The sequence below is a fragment of the uncultured Psychroserpens sp. genome (assembly GCF_947501425.1).
Classification (GTDB): domain Bacteria; phylum Bacteroidota; class Bacteroidia; order Flavobacteriales; family Flavobacteriaceae; genus Psychroserpens.
On sequence record NZ_CANMVN010000006.1, the window covers coordinates 1 to 23,094 of the forward strand.

Here is a 23,094-nt window from a genome sequence, read left to right on the forward strand (position 1 = left end):
ACAGATTTATAGCCAAGATCTTCGGCAGCAACTTCCAGGTATGAATCTTGAATCATTGCATCTAAGTCTTTTTTTAATAACAATTTTTTTAGTTGTTCAATCTCTTTTTGAAGTTCTTTAATACGTGTTATTTCGTCTTTGGTTTTCACTGTTATTCTAGTGTTCATAAGGTCTTTACGGTTGTACTTTCTAATCCATTCATTAATGGTAGTTGGTGCAATTCCATAAGCCTTACCTAATTGATACTTGTTTAATTTTCCAATTGTAAGTTCGTCTAAAATTTTCAATTTAAAAGGTTCTGAATACCGTCTGATTACTTTGTCATTTTTATACATAATGTTTGAAATTATGTAGCCTTTATTCAGGACGGGTCAAGCTTGTTGCCAACGTGTTTGTGTATGATTTAGTTGCGGGCAAGTACACGATTCATTTTCCGCAGTAACAATATAGTAAATTGTAAGAAAAGATTCTGCCCTTAGTCAGCAAACCGCAATTAATTATACACGTTGTTGGCAACTGGCTTTTTAATTATCAATTAGTTCTTAAAAGTAAGTAATGTTCAATATTGTAGATTTATCCAATATTTTTTCATTGAATTGAACTATATAATTTAGTATTTTAACTGGGTTATTTAAATCGTCAAAGAAATACTCATAATTTAGTTCTCTTATCTTTGGTTCAGAAGTCGAACTTGACTTTTTTGTAGTAATAGTATTAATTGTTCTAACATGTAATTTGTCATCATAATCTATAGTACAGTTTCCGTTTTCCCATACAAATTGCTCTTTTTTTCCGTAATCCTGTACGAAGGTTTCTACATATTTAATAATTCTATTTTTATTATCGTATTCGTAAGTAGTTTTCCAACTTAGTGGATTATAATCCGTTAAGTTAATTTCTTTTAAATACCAGTTTATTGGATTATCGCCTTGCTCATTATTATAATCTCTATGATATTTTTTAAAAACTTTTTCATCAGTTTTTAACTGGTTTACGTCATTGTATAAGTATGAAGTTCTGTAATGTTCAATTATATCATAACCAATTATATATTTGTTTTTTTCAATAAGATTATTACTATCGTTATATGTAACTTTTTCAAAGACTTTTATTTCAAATTCGTCAAAAACTATATTATTTTCGTCTACATTACCATTTTCATCTGTTTTGTGTATTCCATAAGATTGATAATGTTTAATCTCTATTAATTTATTATAGTGGTTGTAGTTATAAACAATGCTATCTATCGATCCATGAAATCTATCGGTTTCCTTTTCTAAAGTTAACAATCCTTTTTTAAAAGTATATTCAGTTATATCTTGATTTATAATGGTATCTTTTTTAGTTGTAAATTCATTTTTTATGTTGAATGATTCAATTGTTTTGTCATCATATTCGTTTGAACTCACGTAGCTAATTATTTGTTTTGAATCGTTTAATTTGTACATGTAGATTTTGGTATCCTTAGCAATGTTACCATAGATAGAACTGTGCTGTTCGTACTTACGCTCTACAGTTTTTACATTGCCATTTAAATAAATTGGGTTATAAATTTTATCTTCTTCATATATTTTAAAGTATTTATTTTCAGGCGATTCAAAAGTCGGAGTTTCTATAACTAGATTTTGACTATTAGAATAATTACAAAGTAGTATAATAATTAGAAGATATTTAATTTTCAAAGTCATAACAAATTTTAAAATCAGAATTGCTTTTTTAGCTTGTTGCCAACGTGTTTGTGTATGATTTAGTTGCGATCTTAGGGTCTTGCTCTAGTTTAGCTTTTGCCGAATCAGCCGACTGCAAGGAGGTAGGCAAAAACAGCGTTGGCAGGAGCGAGGCTTGTGCGCAACTAATCAATTAGTTAAAGATAGTAATTTGTAGGAATATTTGGTAAACTTAAAGCACTTGCGCAGCAATTAATTATACACGTTGTTACCTGTAGTTACTCACGATTAGCTTCATTCATTTTCTTTTTCGCAAGTATTGGACTTAAATTCCGTTTTGTCATTTCCCTTGCAATTAATTCAGCTGTTATTCCAGAAGCATATAAATCTCCAGTTTTTGTATTTTGGTAAAGTTCCATTAATTCTACATTCGAGGACTTAATAGATTCTGATAATTCCTGAGCAAATTCTTTGTCAATTTTAAAATCACTGTTTAATGATTTTAAGTAATTTTCTTCGTAATAAGTAAAGCCAAATTTATTATCCAAAAGACTCAATTCAAAAGGCATTTTTGAAATTGAATCTTGAGTATAGCTTGTAACTTCGTTAATGAGCTTGATTTTATTTTCAGATAGTTTTTCAATTCCGATTATGAAGAATCGATTGTCTCTTATTGGTTTAGCAGAAAGTGGAATTGAGTCTAATCTTTCCACAGCGAGTAAAGTCAGATTTCCTTTTTGTTTGGATTTAATGATTTTATAATGTTTTCGAGCCTTTGTTCTGCAATCAAAATTTGCATCACAACGATATTCATAAAGAGTATCATTTTGTTGTTCAATGGAAAATAGTTTTCCACTATTCACAAAATAATATTTCGATTCCAACACACTTTGAGAACACGAAATATTTAACGTGCAGACTGTAATAATTAAAATCAGATATTTAATTTGAAGTAGGTTTTTCATAATTACAGGTAACTAGTTATATCTTTTCAAATATATACATTAATCATTATATGTTTCGGGATAACAGAACATTTGTTTGCTCTTTTTGCGCAGACTTTAATTGCTTGACAATCACGTCTAACGGACTCGATATTTGCATTAAATCCTTACGTGTCACATGTGTGTAAATCATAGTCGTCTCTGGACGGGCATGACCTAATAAAGATTGAATATGACGTAAATCAACACCTTGCTCCAATAAATGAGTCGCATAACTGTGACGTAACGTATGTGGTGTAACCACCTTGTTAATCCTTGCTAACTGACTGCTGCGTCGCAAAAATTGCCTAACACTTCCAGGACTATATCTCGACCCATTCATACCCTCAACAAAATATCGCTTAGGTCGGTAAGTACTAAAGTAATTAGATAAAATCGGCAAAAAGCTCTCAGCTAAACTAACATAACGGTCTTTACGCCCTTTACTATCTCGTATCAATAATTGCCGCCTGTCAATATCAAAATCGGATAGATTTAAGTTAATTAATTCACTTATACGTAATCCGCAAGAATAGAGCAGCGCTATTATGGCACGATGCTTTAAGTTTCTCGTTGATCGAATCAAATCAATAACCTCTTCTTGCGATAACACCACAGGTAAACGTTTTGATTTACTTGGTCTTACTAGTGCCAAATCATCAATGTTTGTTGTAGGCTTAAAAACTGTAAATAGTTTTAAGGCACTAATAAATTGACGTTGAGTGCTTACACTATAACGACGCTTTATAAATACATTTTCAATATATAATTCTACAGCTCGGTTATCCAAGCTTTCTAATTCGGTATCATGGTAAAACGATAAGAAATCAGCAATTGCAAACACATAAGTTCTAATAGTGCTCTTACTATAGCGTTTGCCTTGTAAATAACGATAAAAGGCATTCAAAAGTTTCTTTTGATCTTCCCTCAAATATAGATCACGCTTAGGCTTAGCATCAAGTTGATCAGTGTCTTCCAGATGAGCTATCTTCGATAAAACACCACGAACCAAGTTTAAATGTTCTTTAGAATACGCAACTAACCAAACTCGCTTTGGAGGATACCACCTGGCTGTAGGAATTTGTCTTAAGCACTCAATGATTTCCGAATTGTACGAAAAGGAAATGGTTATATAAGATGCACCTTCAATGGATTCAATAGCTATTGTTATGTGAGTTTTATTTGACATGTGCTATAACTTATATAATCAAATATAGAGAAAATAATCTATAAATGTATGTCTCTATTGGTTTTGTGGCTAAGAGTTGGAATAGTATTCGAAGCTTTTTTTAATCAAATCATTATCAACCAGACAATTGATTTTTGGCTGTCCGATCTGTTTGAGCAATACAAAATTGATATTTCCGTGTTCATTCTTTTTATCATACTTCAACAGATCAATAATGGCATCATAATCTCTAGGCACTATAGGCACAGGTGCATAAGTGGCAGTAATGGCATTGGTGATATAATCCAGATCTGCTTTTGGGAAATCTAATAACTCAGCAGAAATATAGGTTTCCAGAATCATACCAATAGCAATAGCTTCTCCATGCAAGAGTTCCTCTTTTTCTGGATGACTTAAAAAATACGATTCTATAGCATGACCAAGTGTGTGACCATAATTAAGATGCTTACGTTCAGCTTGTTCTAAAGGGTCTTTCGTTACAATATCTTTTTTAATCACAACAGATTCATGTATCAAAACATCCAAATCTTTTAATGTGAGCTTCGAAAGATCAGTCAGTTTATCAAAATAAGCTCTGTCGCTTATGAGGCCGTGTTTTAACATTTCGGCTAAACCAGAACGTAACTGGTTTTGAGGTAAAGTATCTAAATACGAAGTATCGATAATAACCATATCTCCAGAGCTGATAACGCCTACCTGATTTTTTAAATTACCAAGATCTACACCTGTTTTTCCACCTACCGAAGCATCTACCATTGCTAGTAGTGATGTTGGAATATTGATGTATTTGATGCCGCGTTTGAAGGTGCAGGCTACAAATCCGCCAAGATCGGTCACCACACCACCTCCAAGATTGAGAAGGAGGCTTTTACGATCTGCTTCCAGTTCTGATAATGCATTCCACACACCAACACAGGTATCTATGGTTTTGTGAGTTTCACCAGCTTCAATTTCAATCACTTCAATCGCAATATCTGTTTCTAAATACGACATAAATTTTGCTAGACAATGCTCATGCGTATTGGTGTCTACTAAAATAAATACTTTTGAAAAACGATGGGTTTCAATGTATGTGTTGAGCGCTTCATAGGCCTTAGTATTAAAATGAACCTTATAGGTTTTGGTTTCTATGGAATTCATACCTGTTTGTGGATTGTCTAAGAAAGTGGAAAATTAGCGACTTTTAGTAAAATAATAACTACCGAATAATTATTTTTGTTATATATTTTTAACAAATGAAGACAAACACGCTTTTTGATAATACTGAAGTGGCTTTTGCCCTTAAAAATGATTCTCAGTTAGAACGCGCTTACTTTTTATTTAAAATGATTTCCCATCAGCCGCTGGTTAGAATTGGCACTGCAGCAACTAATTTTGCTCTTAAAGCAAATCTCCCAGTGGAAGGGTTAATTCGATCTACTGTCTTTGATCATTTTTGTGGTGGAGTTAATGAGGATGATTGTCTGTCAGTTATTGATAAGATGTTCACTAAAGGCGTGAGTTCGGTTTTAGATTATTCGGTAGAAGGGAAGGAAGAAGAAGCTACCTTTGATGAAGCCAGAGATAAAATACTCAAAATCGTACAGTTTGCTGACGAGAAAGAAGCAATGCCTATCGTGGTGTTTAAGCCTACAGGATTCGGACGTTTTTATTTGTATCAGAAGAAAGGTGAAGGTGTTCCTTTTTCTGCTGAAGAACAAGCCGAATGGGATAGAATCGTCGCACGATTTGATACGGTTTGCCGTCTTGCTAAAGAGAAGGATGTGGAAGTATTGATCGATGGAGAGGAGAGTTGGATGCAAGATGCTGCAGACGACCTTTGCGAAACGATGATGCAAAAGTACAATACCGAAAAACCTATTGTGTATAATACTTTGCAGACCTACCGTTGGGATCGTTTGGAATATCTAAAAGGAATTCATGAACGTGCTAAAGCTGGTGGTTTTAAAGTGGGCTTTAAAATTGTTCGTGGTGCGTATATGGAGAAAGAGCGTGATAGAGCAGAAGATAAAGGGTACAAATCTCCTATTTGTGAGACTAAACAGGAAACAGATGATAATTTTAATACCTGTATGACTTACATGCTCAATAATCTGGATACTATTTCCATTTTTATTGGAACTCATAATGAGCAAAGCTGCTATCTGGCAATGGACCTCATGCAGCAGCTTGGTATTAATAAAAAAGATAATAATGTATGGTTCGGACAACTCTACGGAATGAGTGATCATATCAGTTTCAACCTAGCAAAACAAGGGTATAATGTTGCTAAATATGTGCCTTTCGGACCAGTAAAGGATGTTATGCCTTACCTCATAAGACGCGCTGAGGAAAATACATCTGTCGCCGGACAAACGAGTCGGGAGCTCAATTTACTCAAACAGGAAAAGAAGCGTCGGAAGCTATAAATAAAAAAATCTGCAATATACTTGCAGATTTTTTTATGTCGTTTAGATAGGGTATTAGAATGGTTTGTACCATTTTTTATTTCGATGTGGATTATTTCCGTAGCCATAACCGTAACCTTTCTTTTTAATCGTTCCGTTAAGAAGCGTTACCATATTTGGCAAACGTTTTTCTTCATACATGGTTTGCGCTATGTGTAATTGACGCTTATCAATATTATTTGCACTTACAACATATATAAATATATCGGCATGTTCACTAATAAGCAAGGTATCGGTTACCAAACCAACAGCTGCTGTATCAACAATAACATAATCGTAATGCTTTTTGACGTTTTCAAAAAGATAGTTCACACGATCACTCATTAATAACTCTGCTGGATTAGGCGGAATAGATCCTGAAGGAATCACATCTAAAAATGGATTATCCTTTACCTTTACAGTCACATCTTCAATGCTTAAACTTTTATCTGAAATGAAATCTGTAAGCCCTTTATCTGTTTTCATATTCAAATAATCATTAACTCTTGGGACTCTAATATCAGTTTCAATTAGTAATACTTTCTTTTCTGAAAATGAAAATGAACTGGCCAGATTGGTCGTAGTATGAGATTTTCCCTCTTGTGCTGAAGTAGAGGTTACAAATACTGTTTTGCAAGGGCTATCTACTTTTTGCAACATGAAATCAATATTGGTTCTGATAATTCTGAAAGCCTCAGCCTTTGGAGAATAATCTACTTTGTTAACGACTTTTAATTTTTTCTCCGATTTCGGAATGTCACCAATAAAAGGTGCTTTGATCAATCGCAATACATCTTCTTTGTTATGCACTTTTGTGTCAATAAGATCTTTAGCGTAGACAAATGATACAGGAACAAAAAGTCCGAGTAATATAGCAGCCAGATAGATGACCTTTTTCTTAGGTGAAACAGGATCTTCATTGGTATAGCCATAATCGATGACCTTTGCATTAGCTGTTGACATACCAAGAGTAATGGCTGTTTCCTCACGCTTTTCTAATAAATAGAGGTAGAGTGATTCTTTAATATCTTGCTGACGTTTAATATCTCTAAACTGACGCTCTTTTCCTGGTGCAGAATAAATTTGTCCGCGAATTCTGCTTTCTTCTCTATTCAGGTTTCTCAGCGTGATTTCATTTGCTCTCTTAATATTATTTAAACTCTGATCAAGGTTGTTCTTTAATGCATTTATCTGATCGTTTAATTTAACAACAGTTGGATTCTTATCACTTGAATTTTTTAAAATACGATCCCGTTGCAACACTAATTCATTATGACTTTTGGTAATTTGTGCGACATCACTATCTGCAATACCAATATCGGCAGGTAGCAGATCGGTTTCTACACTATCATCGTTAAGACGTTCACTCATGAATTCAACCAATTGCAATTGATTACTGGTTTGGTTGATCTTGGCATCGGTTTGACGTTCGCTTTCTAAAAAGATGTTAGATTGAGCAGATAGCGCAGTAAGCCTGTTGTCTTTTTGTAGTTTTTCGGCAGTAAAATCCACTTGTTCCAATTCGTTGGACACAACATTTAAACGATTGGTAATAAACTCTGATGTTGTTTTTACAATTAGCTCCTTGTCATTAATAACATCTGCATTATATTTTTCTATGACCTTGTCTAATATTAAACGAGCTTTTTCCTTAATACTCTCCTTTAGAGATAACCTAATCACGTTAGAGTTTTCAGTAGTACTAATCTGTAGCTTGGTTAAATACTCCTCAACAACACTATGTAGCGGTCTGATGCTAATTTCAACATAAGAACCAGGTTCAGAACCGTAAGTTCCAATATTAGGTGTGATAACAAATTCGCCAATAGAAGCGCTTACCTTGTCACCAAAACTATGGGTTGTAGTTTCTCCATCATTAAATTCCAATAGTTTATTGGTGTTGAGTTTAGAGAGTTCAAACTGTTGCTCTGATATGACTTTTATAAACAGTGATTTATTAATGTTCTCAACAATGGAATCACTCATAAAGAAATTGACATTCATTGGAGGATTTGAGTAAACTTCCTGATTCTTTAATTTACCACTAACAAAATACCTGATGTTGAGTTTAAGGTCTTTTACAACTTCAGTAAGAATCGATCGTGAGCGGATGACTGCAATTTCATCTGTGACATTAGGCAAGGTAGTTCCTAACATGCCATTTTGGAGTGAGGATATTTCAGATAAACTCCTTGAGTTCTCGTCTTCTTTTAATTTGATAGTAGCATTTGCTTCATATAAAAAAGTACTATACCTGATTTTTAAAAACGCAATGGCCAATGCTATAAACAGGCAAACCAGAATGAGCTTCCATTTGGATAGATATAACTCAAACAGGTTAACAATAGTATCTTTATTTGTAAGGGAATTTTGCGACATAATAATGTGTTTATACTATGTTAGTTTCGAAAAATGAAAATTGCTGCAATAGTTGCTAATGTTGATACAGCAGATATGACCAACGGTGTATTAGGATTGTAAGATGATGTTTTAACTCTGGCATTATTTGGTTCTACATAAATAACATCATTCTGTGATAAATAATACACTGGTGAGTTTACAACATTGATAGAGGTAAGGTCATACTTTGCATACTTTTTCTTTCCATCTATTTCGCGAATTAAGAATATATTATCTCGCTTTCCGTAGATAGTTAAATCACCAGCTAAACCTAAAGCCTCTGTTAATGAGATTCGTTCATCTTGAACAGTGTAAGCACCAGGACGATTAACTTCACCAAGAACAGTGATGGTGAAATTGACAAGACGAATGTTTACAATAAACTCTTTAACGTATTCACCTATTTTTTCTTTGAGCATTTGAGTGGCCTCAACTCTGGTAAGACCTCCAATTTTTACAGTTCCCAATACTGGAAACTCAATATTACCATCCTTATCAATCAAATAGGTTTGTCTCAATATGTTGGCTTGGTTTACAACACTGGCATTATTAGCATTGTAGCTAACTACAGGTAAATTAAATGCTGCAACCGATTCTGCAACTTCTGCTGAAACATCAATAGTTAGTAAATCGTTGGGTTTATACTTGATTTCATAAATATTATCCAGCTCACTTAAACTTTGATCTGTAATAGGTTCATCCTGAAAGTAGATGATCTCTTTTCTCGAGCCACATGAGGATAAAATGGCTAAAGAGAGTACAAGAAATACTCGAAATATGTGGTTGAAATTTTGACGCATAATGTTTTGTTTGATTTGGTTTAGCTTATTTTTTTGAATCCAAAACCTCATATTTTGAGTTGTTGGAAATATATTCGGGAATTATATCTTTTATCATGGATACAATCTCTAGATTTTGAGACTTAGAATTAACAGCACATAAACTTGAGATTTTATCACTAATGGTTAAAATATCTAAAGGTTTGGTTTTAGCAATCATGATCTTTTCATGATATGTAGGTCTTGTGTTTTCACCATCTGCTAATAGCTCCTCATAAATTTTTTCACCTGGGCGTAAACCTGTAATTTTAATATCTATATCTTCTGGATATCTTAATCCAGAAAGAATGATCATATTTTTTGCCAAATCATGGATTTTAACAGATTCACCCATATCAAACACAAAGATCTCACCTCCATTACCCATAGTTGCCGCTTCTAATACAAGCTGACATGCTTCGGAAATGGTCATAAAATATCGTGTAATTTCTTTGTGAGTAACAGTTAGCGGTCCGCCATTTTCAATTTGTTTTTTAAATAATGGAATAACAGAACCGTTAGACCCTAATACATTTCCAAATCGAGTGGTAATGAATTTTGTCTTTCCTTTTCCTTGTAAACAATTTACATAAAGCTCTGCAATACGTTTTGTTGCTCCCATTACATTGGTTGGATTTACCGCTTTATCTGTGGAGATCAATACAAATTTATTGACACCATGCTTTACTGAAAGACTTGCGACATGTCTGGTTCCGCCAATATTAACACTAACGGCTTCATAAGGGTTGTTTTCCATTAATGGTACATGCTTGTATGCTGCAGCATGAAATATGATTTTAGGTTTATGGATTTGAAATAGTTTTTCCATGCGTCTAAAGTCTCTTACATCTGCTACAATGGAAATGAAGTTCTTTACACCATTTTGTATAAATTCCTGCTGAAGCTCGTACAATGGCGATTCAGCACTGTCTATAAGAATTAATTTTTTATAGTTATAATGTGTTGCTTTTCTAGCAATTTCACTACCAATAGAACCAGCAGCACCAGTTATTAAAATGATTTGATTTTCATACTCGTCTATCAATGCAGGATTGGTTATAGAAATAGGATCACGTCCTAGCAGGTCTTCGATATTAACCTCTTTAATTTGACCAACACTAAGGTCGCCATCAATCCAATTTTGGACAGGTGGTACAATTTTAACTTTCAGCCCCAATTCAAATAACTGGCCAGAAATCTGTAATAGTCTTGAAGATTCAATATTTTGAATAGAAATGATAACTTCCTCAACACCGTACTTTTCTATAAACTTCGGAGTGATTTTATCCAAGCTATATACCGATAAGGTATTTATCTTTTTACCAATCTTACTATCATTGTCATCAATAAACCCAATAATTTGATGGCTATTCTTCGGGTCATTTGTAATAGCATCATATGTGATCATTCCAGAATTCCCTGCACCAAAGATCAAAACACGTCTTTGGGTTTTAAAATCCTGCATAAGCTTATTATACATAGATTTTATAAACAACTTGAAACCTACTAGAAAAAGGATATTGAGTAGTAAATGAATATAAATAATCGATCCGGAAATATTGAAAATCCCATCAAAATGAAAGCGTCTGCTAAAAAAGGTTGTTACAATAAGAATGGTAGCTAAAATATTGACGCCAATGATAATATTGATAACATCTTTAAACCCTGTAAATCTAACAACACCTTTATACGAACCAACTAAAAGAAAACTGATTAAAGCAGCTAAAACCACAAAGGGGATCTGCTTGAACATTGTAATAAAATCAAAGTCTAGAATAAAATTAAAACGTATAACATATGCAGCAATGAAGGTAAATGCTACGATACTTAAATCGAAAAGCATTACCAACCATCTGGATGCATATTTATGCGAAATATTTTGAAGTAAACTTTTAATCATGCTCTAAAATACGTTTTTATTGCAGATGTTACTCTATTTAATTCATTTTCAGTTAAGTTGGAACCGCTAGGCAAACATAGGCCTTTTTCAAATAAATCATCTGAGACACCATTGAGATACTGAGGTGCATCTTTGAAAATAGGTTGTTGATGCATAGGCTTCCAAAGTGGTCTGGTTTCTATATTTGAGGCTTCTAATGCAGTTCTAATTCCTTCTCTTACGGTTTCTGAAGGCGTTAACATGCAAGACAACCATCTGTTAGAAAAATAGTCGCTAGGCTCATCAATAAACCTTAACTCATCTATAGCTTTGAAACTGTCTTTATAAAACTCATAATTGCGTCTGCGAGCAGCCACACGATCATCTAAAACTTCCATCTGACCTCTGCCAATTCCAGCAAGAACATTGGATAGTCTATAGTTATAACCAATTGTAGTATGTAAATATTCAACAGCTTTCTCTCTGGCTTGAGTAGCTAAAAACACAGCTTTCTCTTTAAGTTTAAGGTCTTTAGTGACTATAGCGCCTCCACCAGATGTTGTAATAATTTTATTTCCATTAAACGACAATATAGCGATATCTCCAAAAGTCCCACACTTCACTGATTTATAGGAGCTACCCAGAGCTTCGGCACTATCCTCTAAAACAGGAATGTTGTAAGCTTTAGCAATCTTATGAATAGCTTCTACTTTATATGGCATTCCGTACAGATGAACAGCAATTATAGCCTTTGGTGTTTTTCCTTTGGATATACGATCTTTTATTGCAATTTCCAGTTGCTCAGGACACATGTTCCAAGTGTCAGCTTCACTATCAACAAATACTGGAGTAGCGCCTTGATATATAATTGGATTTGCTGAAGCTGAAAATGTCTTACTTTGACAAATTACTTCATCATCTTTACCAATATTCAATAAAATAAGACCAAGATGAATAGCAGCTGTGCCAGAACATAGCGCAGCAACATGACTATCTTCTTTGAGATAGTTTTGGATATCGCTTTCAAAACCATTCACATGAGGCCCCAAAGGAGCGATCCAGTTTGTTTCAAAAGCATTATTAATATAAGATTGCTCTTTTCCACTCATATGTGGAGTTGACAACCAAATTTTTGATTCCATAATCAACTTGTTAAGTAAGTTTATTACTATTCAACAGTATTGTCTAGCGAGGGATTGGGGTTTGAAATTAAAGAAATGACGCGTTGTACAACTCATTATTTCTGAAAATTCTGTCTAAATATGCGTTAATACCATAAGAACAACCAAATAAACACGATAAAAAACAATTTTTGACGTTGACTTATAAACAAAAGATTTGTAGGAAAAGGTATTTGTTTATAAAGCAGACTTCACCTTATCTGTTAAACCTGTCATCGTTTCGCTTTGAAAACCGTAAGTCTCATGCAAGGCTTTGTAGGTTTTAAAAACAGTTTCGAGGGTGTTAAAATTTTCTTCTGTATACTTACCAAAATTATGTGGATGCCACCATAAGTGATAGACTTGGTTGTTTTTGGCAGCATAGGTCATTGCCTTTTTTATTCGCTTAAGTTTAAGAGGTTCAAAATATTTAAGTTTTCTGTTGAAAGGCCTCAAAAAACGACTTGAGGGTATATTGTAAAGCATCCCGCTGTCAGCAAATGCTCTCGCATCATAGGTATTAGTGCCTGTAAGATTAACATATGCATCTAATGGCTTTAATGCTCTAAATATCCATAGGTTCCGGTATGTTTTGGTGCTATGAATGTTATATATAAACGATTTTTCCTTTCCTCTAAAACTGGTAATTCCATACTTTTTGCAAGCCTGTAAATAAGGTTTGTCTGCTGCATCATCAGGATTTATTTGATTTTTAGGAAAAACAATGCTTTTAATCGTAATTCCCAAAGCTTTTGCAATGTTAATAGATGCCTTAAGATCTTCATCAAACTGTTCAGGTGTTTGTCCTGGCGCATGACAATTGAAATGAGAAAAGGTGTGCGTTCCTATTTCATGATTGCCATTATCTCTTATCTCTTTAATTTTGGAGTTCGCATAGTGAAATGAATCGTCTGTTTCATCATGACCAATGCTATCTAGTAATTGATACGGATTCAACTTTTCTAATGAGTAGGTGGGTTTATTTTGTGGAAGATGATGTAAGAGATCGTTTTTGTCTTTGGCAAACAATAAACCTACTGTACAGAAGGTGAGTTTAACGTCGTATTTGCTACTCATGTCTAAAAGCCTGTCAATAACCTTACTAACATTCTCTAAGTTCTCTTTATAGTCATTGACAGATTTTTTATCAAAAACTCCCCAATGAATCTCATAATCCAAAGACACAACAAAATGACCGTTCATAGCTTAATTCATAATGGGGTTAAAAATAATTAAAATAAACAATTTATTTTTTAATTCTCTTAATTGATTAATACGTATCAAAAATGTTACTTTTGCATTGAATTTTAGATGCTTTTATAATTCAATGAAAATCAATCCTTTTACATCATCTAGCTTTGAATCTATTTGGGCTAAACACTTCAATCACGGAAAAGATCTGGAGGCTTTTGATTTTATTAAAGGTGTAAAGTTTGTAAAGAATTCACGTGACGGTATCTATATCAACGCAGGACGAAATCTAACCAAAGGAATTTCTTATTCTTTAGACTATTCTAAGCATGATTACAAAGGGAAAACATTTCTGCTGTATGATGTGCCTGCATATTTTGATTTGCAAGAATTTAAACCACCTGCAGATAGTTCGCTTAAGTTAAAGACCTTATTTCAGTATCAGGGTTTTTTGATGGATATTACAAATTTTAATGATCAAGATGAGTATATAAATTCGCGATTTAGTTCTAAAAACAGAAGAGAGTTTCGCTCAAATAAAAGACGATTAGAACAATGTTTTGATATCAGCTATTCGTTTATAAATGAAGCTATGTCTCAAGCTGATTTTGATGTGCTTTTTGAACAATTCTATCAGTTACTCAGTAAACGTTTTGCAGATAAGCAAACCAACTATCATCATCTGAGTTCTAATAAATGGAATTACTACAGAGAGTTAGTTTTTAAAATGTTGCAGGAACAAAGAGCATCATTATTGGTAATCTACAATGAAACAACACCAATAGGAATTACACTTAATTTTCATGCTGAAGATATTCTTTTTGAGACCATAACTGTTTTTGATCCAGATTACTATAAATTCAGTATTGGAAAAACGTCAATTATTAAATTGCTGGAATGGTGTTTTGAGCACAACTATCGTATTTCTGATTTTTCTAAAGGAGATTTTGATTATAAACACAAATGGAGTAATCTGGTCTATGATTTTAATTACCATGTATTGTACGATTCAAAATCTTTAAAATCGGTTGTAAGAGCTAAGTATGCTGAAACTTACTACAGGTTGAAGCTTTATTTGAGGAAAAAGAAAGTCAATGAACTGTACAGAAAATATAAGTTTTTACTAAAAGGTAAGGAGAAGGATACATCTTATCAAAATTTTAAATTTGAAAAAATCACTGATTTTACACCTTCGGATGCCTATAGTACTATAGATTTCAGATCTGAAACGTATCGTTTTTTAAAACAATTTGTGTACACATTTTTGTTTGCTAATCCTGAGTCTGTAGCAAACATAAAAGTATTTAAACACAATACTAGCAATGAGTTTGTGATTGTAGGTTCAGAAAAGGCCCAGAAAGTAATCTTTAGTTAGTTGGTTTTATCTCTAACATTCTGTCGCATTTTGCAAATTGTTTTCCGGAAACATAATTATTAAAAGCATCCACATTAGTATTGCCTTTTAGCCATTCAATATAAATGGCAGCGGTATTAATTCCTGCTTCATGTGAGAACGGGTAACCTCCTCCAAATCTTGGGTTTAACTCAAGTACGTAAAGTTGATTGTTTGTAATAAAAACATCACAATCCAGACTTCCAATATGTTTGAGATGCTCGGAAATTTTCTTTCCTATTTGTTCAAATCTTTCATCGATTACAGACACTGCTTTATCAGTTTCACCAGAACGCATATTAAGTTTTTCTCTAACAAAAGTCCCGAAGTAATTTCCGTTAAAATCATTGACAATATCCATACCAAATTCTCTTCCATCTAACTTCTCTTGAATAAGAATGGCGTGTTCCATATCCTGTTTACTGGCTGTATTAAGAATGGACTTTTTGAGTTTGATATGCTGTAGTTGGAATGCGAGTTTTAATTCTTCAGCAGACTCAGGAAAATCTATACCAATAGATGCACTTCCCCAACGAGGCTTAACAACCAGAGGGTAGTTAAGACGTCCTTTATCAATTTCAGCAAAGGCATCATCTAAGTTGGTGAAGGTTTTAGGCGTCTTTAAGCCAATATCATTTAGAAATTTGAATGTTTCTACTTTATCAAAAGCAATATTGATGATATGCTCATTAGACACTATAATTTTAGTGCCTGTAGCTTCTAATTCGTCTTTATGCTTTGCAAGAATAGGTAATTCTAGGTCGTTTAAAGAAATGACTGCTGAAACACGATGCTCAATGATGATTTTCTTTAGCTCTTCAATATAATTGTCATTGTAAATACTAGGAACTAAAATGGCTAAATGTGCGTCAACCATAGCAGGAGCAGAGAGATTCATATCTGCTGCAATGATTTTTCCCTGACCTTTAATAGCCTCTTTAAAATAGTTGATCAAGTAATTGCGTCGTCCTGCGCAAGTAAATAATAGGTTAATTGCCATGAGATGATTGTTCATTTGATGCTGTTCCTGTAAAATCTGGAACTATATCGTTTTCTACACTGTAAATTCCGTCTTTCTTAAACACTTTATATACTGTTAAAAATAGAATTTTTATATCTAAAAATAGTGACATGTTTTTGACATACCACACATCGTATTCAAATTTTTGTTCCCAACTTATGGCATTTCTACCATTTACCTGTGCCCAACCTGTAATTCCTGGTTTTATATTATGCCGTTGTTTTTGAAAGTCATTATATCGTGGTAAATAGCGAATTAACAATGGTCTGGGACCAATAAGACTCATATCACCTTTAATAACGTTAAGTAATTGCGGAATCTCATCGAGTGAGTACTTCCGAACGAAGATACCAGCTTTTGTTAAGCGTTCTGATGGTGGAAGTAGTTCGCCATTAGCATCGGTTTTATCGTTCATGGTTTTGAACTTGATGATCTTAAAGATACGCTCATTTTTTCCTGGTCGCTTCTGATAGAAAAATGCCTTGCCATTGTTCTTTATCATAAGTACTAACCATGTTATAGCAAAGATTGGAAATAACAATATAAACCCAATGCTAGCAGCAATAGTGTCGAAAAAAGGCTTTATGATGTTTCTATACAATGCCATTAATGTAAACTCTTGTAATAATTTAATAGTTCGTTCCACACAAATTCCTGTTCATATCGATCAATAATTCTAGTGCGTGTGTGTTGGATCATTTCTCGTCGCTCATGAGGATTATCGATCATAAACTGCATTGCGTTTTCCAGAGCCATTTCATTTTTAACAGGAATAACCAAGCCATTAACTTGGTCTTCAATAACTTCATTACAGCCGTTAATATTAGAAACAATAGCAGGTAAACCCATACAACTACATTGAAGAACGACATTTGGAAAGCCCTCACGATAACTAGGAAAAGTGAGCACATGCGAAATAGCAACGTATGGCCTGATATCTTTTTGTACACCAACAGCTAAAATTTGGTTGTTTTCTGCGATTCGTTTTTCGGTTTCAGGTAACAAAGGATCTAAATGGTTTTCTCTGGGACCTACCAGAAGCAACTTACAATTCAATTGTTTCTTTGATAATCTATCAAAAGCATTCACTAGCTCATTAATGCCTTTGTCTTTTACTATCCGACCAATAAAGATAAATACAATGTCATCGTTTGTAATTTCAAGTTCTTGTTTTAGCGCTTCTTTTTTTTCTTTGGAAACTAAAGCGGTATCATAATGCTTAGTGTCTATGCCATTGGAACTTCCGTTAGCAATTACCAAAAGTTTTTCTGGTGATGTGTACTTGTTCTCAATAATGATTTGCTCTAATCCATAAGAATTAGGTAAAATCTTTGTGGCGCATTTATAGGTGAATTTTTCGACGATATCCAGAAGTTTACGCTTTTTACCTGAAACTTCAAGTAATGGCAATCCAGCTATGGTATGTAGTCTGTGAGGTACTTTAGCCATCTTAGCAGCAAGCATACCCAAGGTGCCAGCTTTTGGTGTATGAGTATGAACAATAAAAGGCTTTTCAGCTTTAAAAAACTTATAGAGTTTATAGGCTGCTTTTAAGTCTTTAAGAGGTGTTATGGTTCTTGTCATCTCAACCACATGAGTTTTGATGCCTTCATTTTGTCTAACTTCAGCTAAAGCATCACCATCACCAGAAACACCTATGACCTCATAGTGCTGACTCATAAAACGAGACTGACCTTTTAAGAGTGTTCTTAAAGAGGATGGAACTGTGGTGATACGAATTAGTTTTTTCATGATCTAATTCTTTACTTGTGAATCAATAATATCTAAAAAGGACTCTATGCTTCTTGAGTTCAAATAGCTATCAAAAATAGCTCTAATACTTGTATTATCAGTGTCAAAACAAGTTTTCATAGCTTCAAAAAGAGCTTTTCCATTGTTAGGCTCGCATGTGTAAACACCTTCTATGTGTTCAATACCACCTGCACAAAGTGTACTGACAACGTTAGAGTTTTGAGACATCATTTGCAAAAGTACATTTGGAAAGCCTTCAATACGTGATGATACTACACACATCTTTGCCTGTTTAAAATACGCATATACATTTTTTACAAAACCTCGAAATATAACTGAATCACTTATGTTTAGGTCTTTAGCTTGTGTTTGCAAGGTGTCCAGTAATCCTCCTTCGCCTAATATGATTAATTTTAGATTTGGATGTTCTGCTTTTAATTTTGAAAATGCGTCAATAAGCAAATCATAACCTTTAAGTTCGATTAATCGTCCTGCAGAAACAATATATTCATCAGGTAGCGTAGTTTCTAATTCAACCGAAGCCAGAGTATTTGAAAGCTTTAAATCAATAGGATTGGGAATTACACTAACTTTAGTTCGCCTTTCTATTTTACTAAAATGCTCAGAGAATTGTTGTTTCATTAATTCTGTTTGACAAATTAATACATCCATTTTTCTGTAGCCTAAGTTGATGATGTTTTTATAAAACTTAAGTTGTTTGCCTTTAAATCTGATAAAAATTGAAGTAGATTCTCTGGCAATGAAATACTTTGATTTTAAGATGCCCAATGATTTCATAATCCCTACCATTGCATTGGCGTAGACCTGTGATGTGAAGATATAATCGTATTTTTTTCTTTTGAAAAGCATGATAAAGAAAAATTGTATCAATCCAACAATCTCGTGAGTTTTAGATATAAACCTAAGATTGGTAAAATCTTTAATATCATCCCATCGACCTCTTTCATTATTTTTAAATGAATATACATCTACATCATCATTTTTATAATGAATAGCAATCATTTTCAGGTAGTTCTCTGCGCCACCTAATGAATCTGTTGGAAGTACAATTAAAATTTTCTTCATTTTACTGGCTTCTCTGATTAGCTATTAGGTGTTCAAAAGTGGTTTCGTAACGCATTAAAATGACATCGCTGTTAAATTTTCCGACTACTGAGTTTTTAATTTTCTTAGCGTTCCATTGTTGAGATAAGGCTTTGTTTAAATAGGCTAAATAGTCGTCTTCATTTTCTGCTAAGTAGCCATTAGTGTTGTGTGCAACAATTTCTTGAGTACCACCAGGCGCTCGAAATGCTAGTACAGGAGTTCCAATGACACAACTTTCTAGGAGCGCATTAGGAAAACCTTCTACAAACGAACCTTGTAAAAACAGATCACTTTCAGATAGATATTTCGAGACATTGTCGGTATATTCAATCCATCTTATCTTATCAGAAATATTAAGTTCATCAGCTAAAGCTATTAACTGCTCTTTTTGGTCGCCATCACCAATTATAGTATATCTATAAGGAACTTCAAGTTTCGAAAGCGTTTCCATAATTCGTTTGTGACCTTTTTCTAAACTCAATCTGCCAATCGTGATTAATTCTCTTGGTTCATTTGCATTGATAGGTAAGGACCTCAAAGGCAAGTTGCTTGAGATTGGGTTATTGATAACGCTTATTTTTTCTTCGGAAATTCTAAATCGCTTTTTGACGTTTTCTGCCATTTCATGGGACTGGCAAACAATTAAATCAAGGTTTTTATGATAATTTTTATAAAGCCTGTGATATTTAAAGCCTTTATTGACTGTATATTTAGATATAATTCCGTTAAGACTAGCTTCTCTGCCTACAAAAAGTGTGGATTTAAAATACGGTCTGAAAATTGTTAAAATACGATTGACATGCGCTATTGATCCTAATACAATATCAGGTTTTTGTGCATTAATAATGTTAAACAGTGGTCTTATGGCCTTTCTAAGCCTTGGTCTGTTTAGGAAATGGACATCAATACCTTCTATTTTGTAAAGCGCAGTTTCTTTAGTGCCAAGTACTACCAAGACCGATTCAAATTTAGTTTTATCTAAATTTTGAGATACAAATGAAATGACACGTTCCGCTCCACCTGCTTTGAGAGAAGGGAGTATAAATAGTATTTTTATTCTTGAGTTTTGTGTTGACATTATTATACTATTGAGTAACCTTTACCATTAGTTTTGAGCCATTGTTTCAGAACGAGAAGTTTCCAGATGATTGGATATCTATTTCGTTTGTTGGTCATGTGTTCATTAATGATAGTTTTAATTTTATCCTGATGAATCAACGGAATATCCATTAAGCTTTCATCATTAAGTTCGTCTAAAACAAAATCTTTTAAATCTTCTCTAAACCAATTTGCAAAAGGCATAGTAAAACCAGCTTTAGGTCTGTCAAAAATTTTCTCAGGGACATAATCGTACAGTACTTCTTTTAGCAAACGTTTTTTATTAGACCCTTGCATTTTAAAATTTGTAGGAAGCGATCTGGCAAATTCCACAACACGATAATCGAGTAGAGGCGCTCTAACTTCTAGCGAGTATGCCATTGATGCTCTGTCAACTTTAGTATTAATATCCCAATTAAGGTAGGTTTTTAAATCAAAATCAGAGACACGTTCTAATAAACCCTTATGAGTATGTCTGAGATATTTTTGCTCATCAACTTTCGCATAATTTGGAAAATCATACCAAGACGAGTCTGTACCTGTCATTGCCATAAGATATGCATCGTTGACATCTTTTACTTTTAAAACTTCAGAAATTATTTTATGTCTGTAATTTGGCGACATTTTTACAATTGGTGCAGCCATTTTACGCACTAGGCGAGGGATCTTTAAAAGCTTATTACCATTAGTAATCCAGTCATATCTATGGTATCCAATGAAACTTTCATCACCTGCATCTCCAGATAAAGCTACAGTTACTTTTTGTCTGGTGTGTTTAGAAAGTAACATTGATGGTATTGCAGAAGAATCTGAAAAAGGTTCGTCATAATAGTATGAGAAATTTTCAATGAGATCAATACCTTCATTATAATTACATTCAATAACCTGATGCTCTGTTTTTAAATGATCTGCTACTTGCTGTGCATAGACACTTTCATCAAATCCTTTTTCATTAAATTTTACTGAAAAGGTCTTTACTTTCGATGTAGAGGTTTCGTTAGCTAGTGCTGCAACGAGAGAGGAATCAACACCACCAGATAAAAAGACACCTACAGGTACATCGGCAAAAAGACGTTTTTTTACAGCATCTTTAAGCAAGCTATCTAAATCTCCTTTTGCATCTTTAAAAGACCCTTTGTATTTGTGTGTTCCGTGGTAATCAATGTCCCAGTATTGTTTGATTTTAATATCGCCAGTATTTAAATCGAAATTAAGTGAATGACCAGCTTTAAGCTTTTTAATTTCATTAAAGATAGACATGGGATCTGGTACATTTCCCCAGGATAAATAGTAACCAATAGCATCTTTTGAAATGGTTAAATTGTCATTGAACATTTGTATTGAAGACAACTGACTTGAAAATTCAAAGTCTTTTCCGTTGTGATAGTAGTAAAACGGTTTCTGTCCTAAACGATCTCTAGCTCCAAAAAAGCACTGTTTTATTTCGTCGTAAATAACAAAGGCAAACATACCGTTGAAGTGATGTATGCATTCCTCACCATATTCTAGGTAAGCAGCACAGATAACTTCTGTATCTGATGTTGTACGAAAACTATAACCTTTTTGATGTAATTCATGCTTAAGCGTTTGGAAATTGTAGATCTCACCGTTAAAAGCGATATGTATTTTATCGCTATAAGTAAATGGTTGATCAGATCTGTGGTCTAAATCTATAATAGAGAGTCTATTATGCCCAAAAATAACGTTGTGTTTGTTTTTGTAGGTTTGCCAACCCATTTTATCTGGACCTCTGAACGCAGTTCTTTTGAGCTTGTCTTTGACCTGTTGTTCACTATATGGTAAGGTTGATCCGTATATTCCACACATAAAATTTAGATATTTGGGAGTTTATGTTCGGAACAAAAATAGATATTATATTCACTTTTACTTAAAAAAGACTATTAAAGGTTGTTTTAGACTATGAAATGAAAATAGACTAGCTAGGATACAGATTCATAAAGCTTTAAATGCGCTTCGTAAACTTCATCAATATTATAGGTTTTCTTCATTTGACTGTATAGCAGTTCAGCTTTTTCAAGTGCAGAATTATAATTTTGAACGCAATTTATCATTGAGTCATGAAAATGTTCTAAATCTGATACATAGGCATTATGTTGATTTAAAAAATCAGGAATACTACCAACAGGAGTGGAAATAATTGGAAGTTTTGCAGCAGCAGCCTCAATGATAACCATTGGCATTCCTTCCCACTTAGAAGGTAAAATTAGTGCGTTTCCAGATCTTAGATAAGGCTTGATGTCACTCTTAAAGCCATGACAATTAAAATGCTTTTTAAAGTCGGAGTGATCTTTGGCTTCTAATTCAATAAGATGTAATAGTTGTGGTTGTAACTTACCTTCACCAACCACATCAAAAACAAAATTTGTAATTCCTGCCGCTCTGAGTTTTTTTGCAGCACTTATCATGTAGATAGGATTCTTTTCATCGCTCAGCCTTCCCAAATAAAGAAAAGAAAAGGGTTGAGTTGGACTGATAGTTCTTTCAGATTTTACTGATAGATTTTCAAAATCTACTCCATTTGGTATAACAGCACTGTTTTTCAAATACCATAGTTTAGCGTTGTTACTAAAGACAATATCTTTTTTCCGTAGTAATTTGGTTAAGAATAGAATTACTTTTCTTGGGTATATTTCTATTGTACTTGAATGTAAGGTGAATACAATAGGTATCCTTTTAAAAAACAGTCTGTAGAGCATTCCTAATGCTACTCCATGAAATTGATGACAATGAAAAACAACACCATCAAAATCCTTAATGATATGATGCATTTTTTTAAGTCCGATCTTTAAACTTGAATTTTTAAAAGATGTGATATTTAAAAAATGGTATTCTATGTCATGTTCCTTGAACTTGGGCTCTAATGTATTTACACTAGAAATTGAGAAAACGATGGTTTTAATATGAGGTGTAGAGCTTTTTGCTAATTGGAGGACCATTTGTTCGGCACCTCCACCGCCTAAAGAACTTGAAATATGAACTATAGTCAAAG

Annotated in this window: 19 protein-coding genes; 2 read left to right on the top strand and 17 right to left on the bottom strand. The window is 33.5% G+C overall.

The window, feature by feature from the left end:
• The 5 genes from Q0951_RS09985 to aroB all read right to left on the bottom strand — a co-directional run.
• The coding region (locus tag Q0951_RS09985) for a transposase (protein WP_299336477.1) at nucleotides 1-287 on the bottom strand (287 nt) is incomplete at its 3' end.
• A 255-nt stretch (nucleotides 288-542) separates the two neighbouring features.
• The gene (locus tag Q0951_RS09990; RefSeq protein WP_299336478.1) at nucleotides 543-1,688 is read right to left on the bottom strand and encodes a hypothetical protein; all 1,146 of its coding nucleotides are present in this window, start codon (nucleotides 1,686-1,688) and stop codon (nucleotides 543-545) included.
• Nucleotides 1,689-1,945: 257 nt separating this feature from the next.
• A complete protein-coding gene (locus Q0951_RS09995; protein WP_299336480.1) occupies nucleotides 1,946-2,530 on the bottom strand; it encodes a hypothetical protein in 585 nt (194 codons plus the stop codon).
• A gap of 148 nt (nucleotides 2,531-2,678) precedes the next feature.
• A complete protein-coding gene (locus Q0951_RS10000) occupies nucleotides 2,679-3,839 on the bottom strand; it encodes a site-specific integrase (protein WP_299336481.1) in 1,161 nt (386 codons plus the stop codon).
• 69 nt (nucleotides 3,840-3,908) lie between these two features.
• Nucleotides 3,909-4,979 carry a 3-dehydroquinate synthase gene (gene aroB, locus Q0951_RS10005; protein ID WP_299336483.1) on the bottom strand — a complete coding sequence of 357 codons (1,071 nt, stop codon included), beginning with the start codon at nucleotides 4,977-4,979 and terminating at the stop codon, nucleotides 3,909-3,911.
• A gap of 95 nt (nucleotides 4,980-5,074) precedes the next feature.
• On the opposite strand from aroB, the gene Q0951_RS10010 reads away from it, so the two are divergent.
• Nucleotides 5,075-6,247 (top strand): proline dehydrogenase family protein, encoded by a 1,173-nt coding sequence (locus tag Q0951_RS10010; protein WP_299336485.1) that lies wholly within the window; start codon nucleotides 5,075-5,077, stop codon nucleotides 6,245-6,247.
• Between the two features lie 54 nt (nucleotides 6,248-6,301).
• Here the strand turns inward: Q0951_RS10010 and Q0951_RS10015 are convergent, their stop codons facing one another.
• The 5 genes from Q0951_RS10015 to Q0951_RS10035 form a co-directional block, all read right to left on the bottom strand.
• Nucleotides 6,302-8,644, bottom strand: a complete 2,343-nt coding sequence (locus Q0951_RS10015; RefSeq protein WP_299336487.1) for a polysaccharide biosynthesis tyrosine autokinase — start codon at nucleotides 8,642-8,644, stop codon at nucleotides 6,302-6,304.
• A gap of 20 nt (nucleotides 8,645-8,664) precedes the next feature.
• Nucleotides 8,665-9,465 carry a polysaccharide biosynthesis/export family protein gene (locus Q0951_RS10020; RefSeq protein WP_299336488.1) on the bottom strand — a complete coding sequence of 267 codons (801 nt, stop codon included), beginning with the start codon at nucleotides 9,463-9,465 and terminating at the stop codon, nucleotides 8,665-8,667.
• A 25-nt stretch (nucleotides 9,466-9,490) separates the two neighbouring features.
• Nucleotides 9,491-11,383 carry a nucleoside-diphosphate sugar epimerase/dehydratase gene (locus Q0951_RS10025; protein ID WP_299336490.1) on the bottom strand — a complete coding sequence of 631 codons (1,893 nt, stop codon included), beginning with the start codon at nucleotides 11,381-11,383 and terminating at the stop codon, nucleotides 9,491-9,493.
• Nucleotides 11,380-12,504 carry an aminotransferase class I/II-fold pyridoxal phosphate-dependent enzyme gene (locus tag Q0951_RS10030; RefSeq protein WP_299336492.1) on the bottom strand — a complete coding sequence of 375 codons (1,125 nt, stop codon included), beginning with the start codon at nucleotides 12,502-12,504 and terminating at the stop codon, nucleotides 11,380-11,382. The genes Q0951_RS10025 and Q0951_RS10030 overlap by 4 nt, the downstream gene beginning before the upstream one ends.
• Nucleotides 12,505-12,720: 216 nt before the next feature.
• Nucleotides 12,721-13,725 carry a polysaccharide deacetylase family protein gene (locus Q0951_RS10035; protein WP_299336494.1) on the bottom strand — a complete coding sequence of 335 codons (1,005 nt, stop codon included), beginning with the start codon at nucleotides 13,723-13,725 and terminating at the stop codon, nucleotides 12,721-12,723.
• A gap of 124 nt (nucleotides 13,726-13,849) precedes the next feature.
• Between Q0951_RS10035 and Q0951_RS10040 the strand changes: the two genes are divergently transcribed.
• Nucleotides 13,850-15,088 carry a GNAT family N-acetyltransferase gene (locus tag Q0951_RS10040; protein ID WP_299336495.1) on the top strand — a complete coding sequence of 413 codons (1,239 nt, stop codon included), beginning with the start codon at nucleotides 13,850-13,852 and terminating at the stop codon, nucleotides 15,086-15,088.
• Here the strand turns inward: Q0951_RS10040 and Q0951_RS10045 are convergent.
• The 7 genes from Q0951_RS10045 to Q0951_RS10075 form a co-directional block, all read right to left on the bottom strand.
• The gene (locus tag Q0951_RS10045; protein WP_299336497.1) at nucleotides 15,081-16,106 is read right to left on the bottom strand and encodes an ATP-grasp domain-containing protein; all 1,026 of its coding nucleotides are present in this window, start codon (nucleotides 16,104-16,106) and stop codon (nucleotides 15,081-15,083) included. The genes Q0951_RS10040 and Q0951_RS10045 overlap by 8 nt on opposite strands.
• The gene (locus tag Q0951_RS10050) at nucleotides 16,096-16,728 is read right to left on the bottom strand and encodes a sugar transferase (RefSeq protein ID WP_299336897.1); all 633 of its coding nucleotides are present in this window, start codon (nucleotides 16,726-16,728) and stop codon (nucleotides 16,096-16,098) included. Before Q0951_RS10050 ends, Q0951_RS10045 begins: the two co-directional genes overlap by 11 nt.
• 5 nt (nucleotides 16,729-16,733) lie before the next feature.
• Nucleotides 16,734-17,879: a glycosyltransferase family 4 protein gene (locus tag Q0951_RS10055; RefSeq protein ID WP_299336499.1), complete on the bottom strand. Its 1,146-nt coding sequence runs from the start codon at nucleotides 17,877-17,879 to the stop codon at nucleotides 16,734-16,736.
• A gap of 3 nt (nucleotides 17,880-17,882) precedes the next feature.
• The gene (locus Q0951_RS10060; RefSeq protein WP_299336501.1) at nucleotides 17,883-18,965 is read right to left on the bottom strand and encodes a glycosyltransferase; all 1,083 of its coding nucleotides are present in this window, start codon (nucleotides 18,963-18,965) and stop codon (nucleotides 17,883-17,885) included.
• Between the two features lies 1 nt (nucleotide 18,966).
• Complete coding sequence (locus tag Q0951_RS10065; RefSeq protein WP_299336502.1) at nucleotides 18,967-20,064, bottom strand: glycosyltransferase; 1,098 nt, start codon at nucleotides 20,062-20,064, stop codon at nucleotides 18,967-18,969.
• 2 nt (nucleotides 20,065-20,066) lie between these two features.
• Nucleotides 20,067-21,911: an asparagine synthase (glutamine-hydrolyzing) gene (gene asnB / locus Q0951_RS10070; RefSeq protein WP_299336504.1), complete on the bottom strand. Its 1,845-nt coding sequence runs from the start codon at nucleotides 21,909-21,911 to the stop codon at nucleotides 20,067-20,069.
• 113 nt (nucleotides 21,912-22,024) lie between these two features.
• Nucleotides 22,025-23,092 carry a glycosyltransferase gene (locus Q0951_RS10075; RefSeq protein ID WP_299336506.1) on the bottom strand — a complete coding sequence of 356 codons (1,068 nt, stop codon included), beginning with the start codon at nucleotides 23,090-23,092 and terminating at the stop codon, nucleotides 22,025-22,027.
• Nucleotides 23,093-23,094 lie beyond the last annotated feature (2 nt).